This is a genomic window from Acinetobacter sp. YH12095 (genome assembly GCF_013419245.1).
GTDB classification, from domain to species: domain Bacteria; phylum Pseudomonadota; class Gammaproteobacteria; order Pseudomonadales; family Moraxellaceae; genus Acinetobacter; species Acinetobacter towneri.
This window is the reverse complement of the sequence record NZ_VPAL01000016.1, coordinates 20,922-35,003: the sequence shown is the minus strand read 5'-3', so window position 1 is coordinate 35,003 and position 14,082 is coordinate 20,922. Positions and strand designations below refer to the sequence as shown.

Annotated in this window: 13 protein-coding genes; 3 read left to right on the top strand and 10 right to left on the bottom strand. The window is 41.9% G+C overall.

Annotated features, from left to right (window positions below):
- Positions 1 to 9 precede the first annotated feature (9 nt).
- The 9 genes from FTU35_RS10635 to FTU35_RS10595 form a co-directional block, all read right to left on the bottom strand.
- Complete coding sequence (locus FTU35_RS10635; protein WP_104851986.1) at positions 10 to 696, bottom strand: 3-oxoacid CoA-transferase subunit A; 687 nt, start codon at positions 694 to 696, stop codon at positions 10 to 12.
- A 27-nt stretch (positions 697 to 723) separates the two neighbouring features.
- Positions 724 to 1,944 carry a benzoate/H(+) symporter BenE gene (gene benE, locus FTU35_RS10630; RefSeq protein ID WP_154320734.1) on the bottom strand — a complete coding sequence of 407 codons (1,221 nt, stop codon included), beginning with the start codon at positions 1,942 to 1,944 and terminating at the stop codon, positions 724 to 726.
- A gap of 59 nt (positions 1,945 to 2,003) precedes the next feature.
- Complete coding sequence (gene benD / locus FTU35_RS10625; RefSeq protein ID WP_004973522.1) at positions 2,004 to 2,789, bottom strand: benzoate diol dehydrogenase BenD; 786 nt, start codon at positions 2,787 to 2,789, stop codon at positions 2,004 to 2,006.
- Positions 2,790 to 2,827: 38 nt separating this feature from the next.
- Positions 2,828 to 3,844, bottom strand: coding sequence for a benzoate 1,2-dioxygenase electron transfer component BenC (benC, locus tag FTU35_RS10620; protein ID WP_154320735.1), 1,017 nt, complete (start codon positions 3,842 to 3,844; stop codon positions 2,828 to 2,830).
- Positions 3,845 to 3,939: 95 nt separating this feature from the next.
- The gene (benB, locus tag FTU35_RS10615; protein ID WP_154320736.1) at positions 3,940 to 4,431 is read right to left on the bottom strand and encodes a benzoate 1,2-dioxygenase small subunit; all 492 of its coding nucleotides are present in this window, start codon (positions 4,429 to 4,431) and stop codon (positions 3,940 to 3,942) included.
- Positions 4,428 to 5,816, bottom strand: a complete 1,389-nt coding sequence (benA, locus tag FTU35_RS10610; RefSeq protein WP_167846022.1) for a benzoate 1,2-dioxygenase large subunit — start codon at positions 5,814 to 5,816, stop codon at positions 4,428 to 4,430. Before benA ends, benB begins: the two co-directional genes overlap by 4 nt.
- Before the next feature lie 73 nt (positions 5,817 to 5,889).
- Positions 5,890 to 6,810, bottom strand: coding sequence for a catechol 1,2-dioxygenase (gene catA / locus FTU35_RS10605; RefSeq protein WP_004973528.1), 921 nt, complete (start codon positions 6,808 to 6,810; stop codon positions 5,890 to 5,892).
- Positions 6,811 to 6,957: 147 nt separating this feature from the next.
- Positions 6,958 to 7,248 (bottom strand): muconolactone Delta-isomerase, encoded by a 291-nt coding sequence (gene catC, locus FTU35_RS10600; protein ID WP_096901615.1) that lies wholly within the window; start codon positions 7,246 to 7,248, stop codon positions 6,958 to 6,960.
- Positions 7,249 to 7,261: 13 nt separating this feature from the next.
- Complete coding sequence (locus tag FTU35_RS10595; RefSeq protein ID WP_004973532.1) at positions 7,262 to 8,371, bottom strand: muconate/chloromuconate family cycloisomerase; 1,110 nt, start codon at positions 8,369 to 8,371, stop codon at positions 7,262 to 7,264.
- 116 nt (positions 8,372 to 8,487) lie between these two features.
- Between FTU35_RS10595 and FTU35_RS10590 the strand changes: the two genes are divergently transcribed.
- The 3 genes from FTU35_RS10590 (at position 8,488) to FTU35_RS10580 (ending at position 12,531) form a co-directional block, all read left to right on the top strand.
- Positions 8,488 to 9,402: a LysR family transcriptional regulator gene (locus FTU35_RS10590; protein WP_096901617.1), complete on the top strand. Its 915-nt coding sequence runs from the start codon at positions 8,488 to 8,490 to the stop codon at positions 9,400 to 9,402.
- 288 nt (positions 9,403 to 9,690) lie between these two features.
- The gene (locus FTU35_RS10585) at positions 9,691 to 11,064 is read left to right on the top strand and encodes an MFS transporter (RefSeq protein ID WP_180064721.1); all 1,374 of its coding nucleotides are present in this window, start codon (positions 9,691 to 9,693) and stop codon (positions 11,062 to 11,064) included.
- Between the two features lie 108 nt (positions 11,065 to 11,172).
- Positions 11,173 to 12,531: a DcaP family trimeric outer membrane transporter gene (locus tag FTU35_RS10580; protein WP_179988977.1), complete on the top strand. Its 1,359-nt coding sequence runs from the start codon at positions 11,173 to 11,175 to the stop codon at positions 12,529 to 12,531.
- A gap of 76 nt (positions 12,532 to 12,607) precedes the next feature.
- Here FTU35_RS10580 and FTU35_RS10575 read toward each other — a convergent pair whose 3' ends face one another.
- Positions 12,608 to 14,032: a PLP-dependent aminotransferase family protein gene (locus FTU35_RS10575; protein WP_180037748.1), complete on the bottom strand. Its 1,425-nt coding sequence runs from the start codon at positions 14,030 to 14,032 to the stop codon at positions 12,608 to 12,610.
- Between the last annotated feature and the right edge of the window lie 50 nt (positions 14,033 to 14,082).

Here is a 14,082-nt window from a genome sequence, read left to right as displayed (position 1 = left end):
ACGTGACAGTTATGCAGATTGTTCAGGTTGTTTTGCGCCAACGGCAACAACGTGCTGAACGAAAATACCCGGAGTGATGATGTGTTCAGGATCTAACGCGCCTAACTCAACCACTTCAGAAACCTGTGCAATTGTCACATCGGCAGCCATCGCCATGATTGGGCCAAAGTTACGTGCAGATTTACGGTACACCAAGTTACCCCAACGGTCGCCTTGCTGTGCTTTAATTAAAGCAAAGTCTGCGCGGATTGGGTTTTCTAGTACGTAGTCTTTACCTTCATAATTTAAGGTTGGTTTGCCTTCTGCAAGTAAAGTACCAAAACCTGTAGGGGTATAGATTGGACCTAGACCCATACCTGCAGCCTGAATACGGCATGCCAAGTTACCTTGCGGCACCAGTTCAAGCTCGATTTTGCCTGCGCGGTAAAGTTCATCAAATACCCAAGAGTCAGACTGACGTGGGAATGAACAGATAATTTTACGTACCGCGCCAGCTTTTAGCAGTTTCGCTAAACCGTAGTCACCATTACCTGCGTTGTTGTTTACAATAATTAAATCTTTGATGCCAAGTTCAATCAAACCATCAATGAGTTCCGCTGGCTGACCTGCGGTACCAAAACCACCAATCATGATGGTTGAACCATCTTTAATTTGCGAAAGGACTTCTGTTAAAGAAGTTTGACTTTTATCAATCATAATGTGTCCTAGACAATTGCCTGTCCATTAACTTTTGGAACTTTGAGTTGAAGGTAGGGGTGCTGCTGAGTTGTCGCGTTTGGTTAATACCCAATGTGCGATCAAACCAATACAGATGCCCCAAAATACAGAACTTAGCCCTAAAAACTGCATGCCAGAGGCAGTTGCTAAAAAGGTGATGAGGGCTGCATCACGCTGTGATTCTTTACTCATTGCAACTGAAATATTGGTGGCAATTGCACCCAAAAGTGCAAGTCCAGCCAAAGCTGCAATCAGTTCTTTGGGCAATAGGCTAAATAGCATGACGATGCTACCCGCAAATAACCCACCTAAAATATAGAAAATACCGTTTGCAACACCTGCAATATATCGCTTTTCTTTCAGTTCGTGCGCATCTTTACCTAAGCATAATGCTGCAGTAATAGAGGCAAGTACAATGGTAATTCCTCCCACACACGCAACGGCAAGAGAAGCGATACTGGTCGCACTAATAATAGGCTTAGCAGGCATGTCATAACCGCTAATTTTAATAATTGCCATACCCGGTAAAAACTGCCCAGACAAGCTGACTAAAATTAAAGGTAATGCCAAGTTTAAGGTTGAATTCCACGTCCATTCAGGAACAATAAACTGTGGAATTGCCAAACTAAAATTGGTGGTGACAGGGTTAATTTTACCGAGCATTAAGCTGAGTATAATGCCTGCAGCAAGCACCCAAATCATGGCATAACGTGGACTAAAACGCTTTGCCAATAAAAATACCGCCAGCATCCCAAATACAATGTATGGCAGGGTATCGGTTGCAGTAAATAAGCCTAAGCCAAATTGAACCAAAATACCTGCCATCATGCCTGCTGCGACTTCTTGCGGAATCCAAGACAGGAGTTTGTCAAAATAACCTGTGATTCCAATCAAAAAAATCATTACAGCAGAGGTGATGTAGGCTGCAACTGCTTCATTCAGAGTAATATCGGGAAACAGTGTGACCAGCAATGCGGTACCGGGTGCAGACCAAGCGGTGACCACAGGTACTTTGTATTTAATGGATAAAAAGATACCTGCGACAGCAGCACCAATAGAAATTCCCCAAATCCATGAAATCATCATGTCTGGGGAAACTTGGGCTTGCTGTGCCGCTTGGAAAAAGATGATCAATGGCCCTGAATAGGAGATCAGCACTGCTAAGAATCCTGCAACAGTGGCTGAAATTGACCAGTCATTTTTTAAAGTTTGGAACAGGTGACTCATTGACGATTTGCCTCCTTGCGTCAAGCAATGATCCTGTTGAAGTTGGTCATGATCTTGGCTTAGCCCTGATCACCACCACCTACAGGTACAACAGTACCTGTCATGTACGATGATTCATCAGAAGCAAGGAATAAAATCGCATTCACTTGTTCCTGAATGGTGCCGTAGCGACCCAAGAAGGTACGATCAATGGTTTGATCGACTACTTGTTGCATCCACTCTTTTTCAGATTCTGAAAGTGGGTTGGCATTACGAGGCACTTTACGTGGTGGCGCTTCTGTACCGCCAGTTGCAATGGCATTGACACGAATACCATCTTTGGCATGTTCAAAGGCGAGGGAAGCCGTTAAACCGTTTACACCACCTTTAGACGCCGAATATGGCACGCGGTTAATACCACGTGTTGCAATTGAAGATACGTTTACAATGGTACCTTTCTGGTTTTTCACCATTTCAGGCAATACTGCGCGGCAGCACCACATAGTAGGGAACAATGAACGATTCACTTCTTTGATAATTTCTTCTTCAGAAAATTCTTCAAAAGGTTTCATCCAAATTGCACCGCCTACGTTGTTGATGAGCACATCAACACGACCATAGGTTTCAAGTGCTTTAGCAACCACGGATTCTGCACCTGCAAAAGTTTCAAGGTTGGCTTTTACGGTTACTGCATCGCCACCATGTTCTTCAATTTCGGCCAACACTTCTTCTACATAGGGAGAAAGGTCTGCCATAACCACTTGGGCACCTTCACTTGCCACTTGTAAAGCCACACCGCGACCAATGCCTTGAGCGGCACCAGTCACGATTACAACTTTGTTTTCAAATCTTTTTGTGCGATTCATTTTATTCTCCGACTGCGTTTATTGAATGTCTAACAAACTTAGTTGGCAGAGAATTTTTCAAATAAGAAGCTAGCAGGTTTAACGCCTTCAGCATCTAACCAACCGCGTACCGCTTCTACCATTGGTACTGGACCACATAAGTAGATGTCTACATCACCACCGTTAAGCCATTCGTTTTCGATATGACCTGTAACATAACCCTTACGCTCATGTGCAGATTCTGGGTTAGCGACTACAGTGCGATATTCGAACCAAGAGAATTTGTCTTGAAGTTCGTTTAATTTTTCAATTGCAACCAAGTCAAAATCATTGGTTACACCAAATACTAAACGTATTGGATGTTCTGAACCTTTTTCTTCAAGCACTTGCAGCATAGACATGAATGGTGCAATACCTGTACCGCCTGCTAACATCACTACTGGACGAGCAACGTTACGTAAGTAGAAGCTACCAAATGGACCCGTAAAGGTCATTTTGTCGCCAGCTTTGGCATTTTGGCTTAAGAATTCGCTCATTTTGCCGTTTGGTACGTTACGTACTACAAAACCAGTTAAGCGGTTACCAGGCTTAGAGCTGAAAGAATATGAACGGGTTTCTGTTGTACCAGGAATACCCACATTCACGTATTGACCTGCAAGGAAGTGAATGTCTGGTTGACCTTCATCTAACTGAATGTCAAAAGTAATGGTCGAGTCAGATAAGTTTTCGACACGAGCCAAAGTACCTTCAAATGCATGAATTTCAGTTTTACATACATCAGAAGTTGCTTGAATTTGGAATACTGCGTCAGAAGTTGGTTTACATTGGCATGCAAGAATGTAGCCTTGTTCAGCTTCTTCTGGTGTCAATGCATCTTCAATATAAGTTTCTTCAGGCATGTCATACGAACCTGATTCACAAAACGCACGGCACGTTCCACATGCACCGTCACGGCAGTCCAAAGGAATATTGATCTTTTGACGGTAAGCTGCGTCTGACAGTGTTTCACCATCTGTAACAGAAATAAAACGTGTAACGCCATCTTCAAATTGAAGTGCAACATTGTGGTTTGACATGGCTGAATATCCTATATAAATCTTTGAAACTAGACCTCTCAGCCAAGATTCCATCTGGCTGAAAGGTTTTTACCTTGCTGTAAATGAATACAGTCTTAGAGGTGGTAGATATCGATTACTTGGTTGATGTAATCGTTTTTCAGCACCACGTACTTGCTTAAAATTTGCGGTTTGTCGCCAGAAAAATCGATTTCATAGCGTGACATACCAAAGTAGCTGTAGTTAGTTTTGTAACGGAAACTTAAAGTGTTCCAGTTAAAACGTACAGTGACTTTATCGCCATCACGTTCAACAATTTCAATGTTGCTGATGTTGTGGCTTGTGCGTGTATCTGGCATGGTTGCAGATGAACGCTCAGTTTTGATACGGAACACACGGTCTTCTAAACCTTGACGGTCTGGATAGTAAATCAAAGAGATTTCAGACTGTGGATCTGTGGTTAATTGGTCATCGTCATCCCAAGCTGGCATCCAGAAAGAAGCAGTAGGAGCGTAGCACTGTAACCACTCATCCCATTGCTCATCATCTAAAAAGCGAGCTTCTTGATAAAGGAACTGCGCAACTTTTTCTAAAGTGATGTCGCTCATGCGTTTTCTCCTTCAGTAGATGCCGCAATTTCTTTTTCAGTTGCGATGCCTTGTTTGATGAGTTCTAACCAGTGTTGGTGCTGAGCAAGGTATAAACCTTCGTCTTCAGTTTTAATACCAGACAGTTTTGGTTTTAAACCAATTTCGTTGGCTGCATCGTCTGGACCTTGGATCCAATGCTTAGAGCCACGGCACATATCGTTCCACTCAAGTGCGATACCTGCGTAGCCAACTTGACATGCACGGAATTCTTCAAGATCGTCTGGGGTTGCCATACCTGATGCGTTAAAGAAATCTTCGTATTGACGGATACGGCGTGCGCGTGCTTCTGGCTCTTCACCTACAGGTGCGATACAGTAAATTGTCACTTCAGTCTTATCGACAGAAAGAGGACGTAACACACGAATTTGTGAACCGAACTGATCCATGAAGTACACGTTTGGATAGATACACAAGTTACGTGAACGCTCGATCATCCATTTCGCCATTGCTTCACCGAATTGCTCGGTGTATTCATCTTTCTTGGCAAAGTTAGGACGGTCTTCTGGGTTAGCCCATTGAGTCCAAAGGAGCATGTGACCATTTTCAAAGCCGTAAGAACCACCGCCTTGTTTGCCCCATGAACCTGCGCTCATTGCACGGATGTTATCGCCAGCTTCTTTTTCTTTACGTTGCTGAGTTGTTGCAGCGTAGTTCCAGTGTACTGCAGACACGTGGTAACCATCGGCACCGTTTTCAGCAGTTAACTTCCAGTTACCTTCATAGGTGTAAGTCGAAGAACCACGTAAAACTTCAAGACCTTGTTGAGATTGACCCACAATCATGTCAATGATTTTAGTCGCTTCGCCTAGGTATTCTTCTAAAGAAGGAACATCTGGGTTTAAGCTACCAAACAAGAAACCTTTATAGCTTTCAAAGCGGGCAACTTTTTTCAAGTCGTGTGAACCGTCTTTGTTAAAGCAATCTGAATAACCTGCATCTGCTGGGTCTTTTACTTTTAACAACTTACCAGAGTTGTTGAAAGTCCAACCGTGGAATGGGCAAGTATAAGTTGCTTTGTTACCACGCTTGTAACGACATAATTGTGCACCACGGTGTGAACACGAGTTGATCATGGCATTCAATTCGCCATTGCGGTTACGCGCAATGATGATTGGCTGACGACCAATGTAAGTGGTGTAGTAGTCATTGTTGTTTGGAATTTGGCTTTCATGTGCCAAATAAACCCAGTTGCCTTCAAAAATGTATTTCATTTCTAGGTCAAACAGGGCTTGGTCTGTGAATACTGAACGGTGTAATTTAAATTCACCAGATTCAAAATCATCAACCAATAATTCGTCAATACGGTCTAAGTGGCTAGTATTGATAACAGGAATACGAGGCATGTCCTTTCTCCGACTTTCCAAGGAGGGCAGTCATCGGGATGGGGCAACGACCACATCCCGATTCCATTTCAAATTATGCGCTTGCGCGGCGACGTTCAACTTCAGTAGAAGGAACGCCAGCTTGATCTTTCTGAAGAACAATGTTGAACTGGATGTGTTTGAAAGGACCTTTCAGACCACGTTTTGCAATTTCAGCTTCATCAGTCACGTCAACCGCAGTTGCCACCAGACCTTCACGAGTCGCGAATGCAAAGTCATCCCACAGGTATTGGTCGCCTTCAATATTGAATTGAGTAGTCAGCTTGCGGTAACCTGGTGCAGATACGAAGTAATGTACGTGCGATGGACGGTTACCGTGACGGCCTAGCTTGTCCAGTACAAACTGAGTTGTACCTTCTGGAGGGCAGCCATAACCCACTGGCATTGTCGTCAATGCAGTATATTGACCATCGGCAGCGGTAATGATGCTGCGACGCAGGTTAAAGTCTGACTGTGACTTGTCAAAGAATGAGTAGTTGCCCAGGCTGTTGGCATGCCAGATTTCAACTTTAGCACCTTCAACACGGTTGCCGTCAGTATCAGTCACTGTACCTTCAATGATCAGCGTCGGGATTTTGCCTTCTTCAGAACCATCGTCCATACGCGCAAAGCTTACTGTTTCAGGTGCGCCAGAGACATAAAGTGGACCTTCAATCGTACGTGGCGTACCGCCAGTAATGCCTGCTTTAGCATCCGCTTCATCAGCACGTAAGTCTAGGTAGTGTTCCAGACCCAAACCTGCAGCCAATAAACCTAATTCGTTCGCTTGACCGGCATCAGTAAAGTATTCCAGACCTTTCCACAGTTCTGACTGAGAAATATCAAGATCTTCGATCGCTTGGAAAAGGTCACCCAATAAACGCACAACAACTTGTTGTACACGTTCATCTACAGGGCCTGTCGCTGTATCAACGTTCATTTGCTTAACTAATGCATCAATTTCTTGGCGATTCATTTTCATTCTCCTTGGAGGTGTGCTTTGGTGGCGAATATCTCTGGACTAAAAACGAGATAATTGGCTGCCACTTTCCTTGTTTACTTGGTTTGCTAAATGTTTACTTTGGTGCTGGAGTAAGGTGCTTACTCCAGTTTCCGAATTAAATCAGGTGTCATCTTCACGAATTGATGAAGGGTGGCGGTTCAATGCCATCACTTCAATATTCATGTAAGGGTAGAGCGGAAGACCTTGCAGAATGTTGTGCAGTTCTTCATTGCTCTCAACATCAAAAATACTGATGTTTGAATACTGGCCAGTAATACGCCAAATATGACGCCATTTACCTTGACGCTGTAATTCCTGCGAATATGCTTTTTCAACGGCTTTAATTTCGTTAGCAGTTTCTGCTGGCATATCCAATGGAATGTTTACATCCATACGTACGTGGAAAAGCATGGGTTTCTCCTAATTACTGACGACGCAAGTTGTCAATTTTGTCTTCATCCAACTCAATACCTAAACCTGCACCTGTTGGAAGGTGTAATTCAAAGTCTTGGTACTGAAGTGGAGTTTTTAAAATTTCTTCGGTCAGCAATAACGGACCAAATAATTCTGTGCCATAAGCTAAATTCTGGAAGGTCGAGAACACATGCGCAGATGCAATCGTGCCGACAGGGCCTTCAAGCATTGTGCCGCCATATAGGTCGATGCCTGCCAACTGTGCAATTGTTGCAACTTCACAACCTTCGATTAGACCCGCAGATTGGGCAACTTTAACTGCAAATACAGATGCAGCATTACGTTTTGCCAATTGATAAGCGCTTTGTGGGCCCATCAATGATTCATCTGCCATGATGGCAATATCAAATTTACGTGTTAAACGCTCCATGGCATCAATGTTGTCAATTGCACATGGTTGTTCAATTAAATCGACACCACCATCTTGTAAAAGCTGGATGCCTTTAATTGCTTCAAGTTCTGACCAAGCACGGTTTACGTCTACACGAATAGAAACGTCTTTACCCAATGCTTGTTTGATTGCCAATACGTGTTCTACATCTTGCTCTACTGGGCGTGAACCGATTTTGAGCTTGAATGTGTTGTGGCGTTTAGCCGCAATCATTTTTTGTGCTTCAGCGATGTCTTTTTCTGTATCGCCAGATGCAAGTACCCATAACACAGGAACCGAGTTGCGTAGGCGACCACCTAAAATTTCACTTAAAGGTTGGTTTAAGCGCTGCGCTTGAATATCTAATAAAGCAGTTTGAATGGCACATTTCGCGAAACGGTTGCCATTGATATTCTTTTTAATGACCTGTAAAGTTTGCGCAACATTCAAGCCAGCTAAAGTTTTTAGCAATGATGCGAAATATGTTTCGATATTGGTTTTTACGCTTTCTGGGCTTTCTTCACCATAGCCCAAGCCGCCAATCGTGGTTGCTTCGCCCCAGCCAACAAAACCATCTTCAGTGGTGATTTTGACTAATACAAGGGTTTGGGTTTGCATGGTTGCAACCGCCATCTTGTGTGGACGGATGGTTGGTATTTCCACCAGCAAAGTTTCTACTGACTTATACATGGTTTGCCCTTCATATCATTGCTTTATTACAGTTATGTGATATACCTTAAAAGAATAAATTGCATTGGTCGAAGATCAAATATGCATTTTTTTATACTTAAAAGGTATTTTGAGCTATGGAACTCAGACATTTACGTTATTTTGTTGCTGTTGTAGAAGAGCAAAGTTTCACCAAGGCAGCAGAAAAACTCTTTATTGCTCAACCACCTTTGAGCAGACAGATCCAAAATTTAGAACAAGAGCTTGGAATTCAACTATTTGAGCGTGGAAGTAGACCGCTTAAGACCACCGAAGCAGGCCAATTCTTTTACCAACATGCCGTTAAACTTTTGTCTAATGCGGAAGAAATCAAGTCGATGACAAAACGTGTCGGTATTGCTGGTCGTACTGTGACTATTGGCTTCGTTGGTTCTTTATTGTTCGGATTATTGTCAAGAATTGTGTATTTGTTTAAGCAGCAGCATCCGCATTTAAAAATAGAAATGGTGGAAATGACCACCAATGACCAAATTCAGGCACTTAAAGAAGGGCGTATAGATGTTGGATTTGGACGCTTAAGAATTTCTGATCCTGCAGTTAAACGTATCTTATTACGTGAAGAACGCTTGATGGTTGCAGTACATTCGAGCCACCCATTTGCGGCACAAAAAGAAGGTGTATATTTGGCGGATGTTGTTGATCAACAACTATTTTTATATCCAAATCACAACAAGCCAAACTTCTCTACCCAAATTCGTGGCGTGTTTTCTGAGTATGGTTTAGAACCTCGCAAAATTCGTGAAGTGCGTGAATTACAATTGGCGTTGGGTTTTGTTGCTGCAGGTGAGGGCTTGTGTATCGTGCCAGAAAGCGCACAAAATATTCATTTGGCACATTTGCACTTTATACCTTTATTAGATGACTCGGCTGTAAGTCCTGTGTTTATGGCAATTCGTAATATGGATGAAAGTGAAGACATTCGATCTTTGTTTGACTGCATTTATCAAGTTTATGATTTGGAAGCATTTACTTATGATCGCAATGTATTCTAGTAAAGCCATATAAAACAAATATTTATAACTATATTTTTTATATAAAAGCACAGATATTTTTAACAAAATACTGTTATGTGAATTGCCTGAAAAAACTTTTTTAAGCATCACATTACAGTATTTTTTTCGCCTTGTTATTTTTATCTATTTTAAAATCAATATCTTACAAATTATAGACTTTTTAGGTATGTATCCATGCCTATTCAGTTTTGGACAAATTTTAACTTATTATTCATTGTGTGCATCTGAGTTGGAGTAACGGACTTCACAATTAGGAGGTGAAGCAAGATGCAAAGCAATAAAATTAATATTAATACCTTGATTGACGAGGCCAAGTTCACGCCATTCCATTGGGGCGTATTGTTTTGGTGTTTGATGATCATTATTTTTGACGGTTACGATTTGGTCATTTATGGGGTTGCATTACCATTACTTATGCAAGAGTGGGCGCTCAGTGCGGTACAAGCAGGTTTACTGGCCAGTACGGCATTGTTTGGCATGATGTTTGGTGCCATGACCTTCGGTACGTTATCGGACAAGTTGGGTCGTAAAAAAACCATTATGATCTGTGTGGCTATTTTTAGTGGCTTTACCTTCTTTGGCGCATTTGCGACTAACCCTGTTGAATTTGGTATTTTACGTTTCCTTGCAGGCTTAGGTATTGGCGGTGTAATGCCAAACGTAGTGGCATTAATGACTGAATATGCGCCAAAGCGTATTCGTAGTACTTTAGTTGCACTTATGTTCAGTGGTTATGCGATTGGTGGTATGACATCAGCATTGTTGGGTGCATGGTTAGTGCCAGAGTTTGGTTGGAAAATCATGTTTTACATCGCAATTATTCCATTGGTGGCTTTACCATTAATTTGGAAATTCTTGCCTGAGTCACTCATGTATTTGACCAACAAGAAAGAAATTGAGCAAACTCGCAGCATTGTGCAAAAAATTTCACCAAGCCAACAATTAAATGGTGACACTGAGTTTGTACTGAATGAAGTGACTAAAGGCGATGAAGCACCTGTAAAAGCATTGTTCCAGCAAGGCCGTATGTTCAGTACGTTCATGTTCTGGATCGCATTCTTCATGTGCTTGTTAATGGTTTATGCTTTGGGCAGCTGGTTACCAAAATTAATGATCCAAGAAGGTTACTCACTTGGTGCAAGTATGATCTTCTTATTCGCCTTGAACATTGGTGGGATGATTGGCGCGATTGGTGGTGGTGCGCTGGCTGACCGTTTCCATATCAAAAAAGTACTGACCATTATGTTTATCTGTGGTGCAGCAGCGTTAATTCTACTTGGTTTCAACAGCCCGCAAATCGTGTTGTATACCTTAATTGCAGTTGCAGGTGCAGCGACAATTGGTTCACAAATCTTGCTTTATACTTTCGTCGCACAATATTACCCATCTACTGTACGTTCTACAGGTATGGGCTGGGCGTCAGGTATTGGTCGCATCGGTGCAATCGTTGGGCCAGTACTCACAGGTGCACTATTAACCATGAATTTACCGCACCAAATGAACTTCTTTGCTATTGCGATTCCAGGTGTAATTGCTGCCTTAGCAATCTTCATGGTGAATTTAAAAACGTCTGTAGAAGCTAAAGCCGCTGCGGAGCCTGCTGTAGAAAGCAATCCAGTCGCACAAAAAGCAACCCAATAATTTCTTTACCTTTCCATTAATCTACAGTCATCAATGATATAGATCGCCATCGTAAGAGATGGTGATCTGTTGCTAGAATTTGATGGCACAATAACAAGCGAGTTTAGGATGAACGCGAAAATATTAACCCAATCTACACATTTTCAATCTACAACGGTTCGACCAACAATGCAGCGTACGCTCATGATGAGCATGATTGCATTGAGCATGGGCGGTATGAGTGTTGCAGCACAAGCGCAAACTCAACAGCAAAAAGAAATTGAACAACTTAGACAAGAAGTTCAGGCTTTACGTGGTTTGATTGAGCAGCAAAAAGTACAAAATGCACAAACTGCAACAGCAATTGCCAATGTGCAACGTACTGCAGCAGCGCCAGTTGCTAATCCTGTGTTAAAAACTGCCAAAGGTGCCGAATTTAATCTATATGGTAATGTGCGTTTAGATGCTTCTTATCAGGTAGAAGGTGGCGCTAAAGATATGCCGTATAACCAAATTAACGGTGTACCACTTGAAGGCAATAAAGAACAAAGTGATCGTTTAAGATCAACACTTTCTGCAACCCGTTTAGGTTTAGATTTTAAAAGCCCTGTGGGTGAACAAGACGTAAAAGGTAAACTTGAAGTTGACTTCTTGGGTGGAGCAAATCTTGATAACTTACGTATTCGTCATGCTTACTTGAACTACGGCAACTGGTTAATTGGTCAAACTTGGTCAAACTTTGCGATTCCAGACTATATGCCAGAAACCATTGATGCTTTGGCGTATGTTGGTGGTGCGGTGAAACGTACACCACAAGTACGCTATACAACAAAGTTTAGCCCACAAACCAATTTGGTGGTTGCAGCTGAAGACCCTAAAGACAGTTCAATCAACCAGCGTTTACCTGCATTAACTGCGCGTTTAAATCATCAATTTGCAGATAATTTAAATGTCAGCGTACGTGCGATGGGACATGAAAAACGTGTCAATTCTGATGAAGAAATGGCATGGGGTGTCGGTGTAGGTGCTAAATACGATGTTGTACCGGGCACGACTTTAAAAGCCGATTATTACCATGTAAAAGGTGATAGCAGCTTTGTATCATTTACCAACAAAGGTGTTGCTGTTACTAACCTTGATGACAAAGGTGCGATTACTGCAACGAGTGCTATCGCAGCGCAAAGTGAATTCGATTCAATTATGGTCGGTATTACACAAAAGTTTGGTGACAAAGTGCATGGCACTTTGGGTTATGGTTATATGAGTTTTGACAAAGACCCTAACTACATTGCAGCAACGAAAGACACAACCACGATTAACAAAGACTTATGGCAAGCTTGGGCAAACGTATTCTATAGCCCACGTAAACCGTTAAGCTTTGGTTTAGAATATGTTTATGGTGAGCGTGAAGCATTTGGTGAAGCAGCAAATGGCAGCAAAACAGGTGAAGATAACCGAATCAATGCAGTCGCAATTTATAACTTCTAAAATTGTACTGTAAACCACAAAAGAGCTGAGCCAAAACTCAGCTCTTTTTTATTGTCGGGTGATCGGCTCTGTAATTTTAGGCATGAGTATATTGGGTGATGTGTTGCTGTATTACCGCAGACAAAACATCCAATGCAGCAGCAATATCACTGTTCCAAGCAAAAGAGCAGTTTAAACGGATAAAGTTCTGGCTGACCTGTTCAGAACGGAATAACTGACTTGGCGCAATGCCAATCTTGTTTTGAATCAATAGCTGATAAATCGTATAGCCATCTATATATGCAGGCAGTTCAATCCATAAAAAGTATCCACTAGAATAGTAGTGAATTTTGCAGGTTGGGTTTAAGCGTTGTTTCAACTGCTGATAAAACACTTTTTTGTGTTTTTCTAATTGCTTGCGTAATTGACGCAAATGTTTTTCATAATGATGATGTGACAGAAAATCGACCAAAGTGTTTTGCAGTAAGGGACTTGCAGAAACCGTGCTCATGAGTTGCAAATGCTGAATAGCATTGGAAAATTGTCCTGCATAAACCCAACCAACCCGCACAGCAGAACCCAAAGTTTTAGAAAAAGAAGCGCAGTGCAGTACCCGTTGTTGTCGGTCAAAATACTTCATGGGTAGCGGTTTTTGCGTTCCGTAATACAATTCTTGATAGACATCATCTTCAATTAAATACACTTGATATTCTTCAAGCAAACTCGCAATACGTTGCTTAATTTCATCTCTGACACTAAAGCCAATAGGGTTATGAATATTCAACATCAACCAGCAGACTTTAATTGGGTATTGTTTTAAGGCTTGTTCAAATGAGTCTAAATCGAAACCTGAAACAGGGTGTTCTGGAATGGTAATCACCTGTAAACCAAGACGTTCAGCCGCTTGCCATGCACCATAAAAAATAGTTTCTTGTAATAGAATAAAATCTCCAGGTTTGGTCAAAGCTTGTAATGACAAATTGAGCGCATCTAATGCGCCAGATGTAATGACAATGTCATTTGCATGGGTGGGTATGCCTTGTAAACAGTAGCGATTTGCAATTATGGTTCTTAATTCATAATTGCCCGGTGGCATGTGGTCGTGGCTAAAATAACTGCTTTTTCGCTTGGCGTGCTGCGCTAAAATTTGCATTAACTTTGGGTTAAACAGTAATTCTGCATTGGGAAAGGCAGAGCCTAAAGGACTGACATCTGCAGACTGAATTGATTTTAAATAGCCAAAGACCAAAGAGTTCATTTGAATATGTGCATTTAAACTCAAACTGCTTGGTACAGGTCGTTCAGTTTGATTGAGACGTTCTGCGACATAAAACCCCGACTTTTGTTTAGCGTAAACCAATCCCTGAGCTTCAAGTTCTTGATAAGCGTTTAGCACGGTCATTAAGCTATAACCACTGATTTGTGATTGTTCTCTTAACGAAGGTAACTTGCTATGTGCTTTCCATGCACCATTTTCAATGAGTTGCCGAATGTTCAACGCCAATTGTTCAGATTTATACATGGTATGACTCAAGCATTTTTTGCAGCTGTTACTTATTTTGATCTATTTTT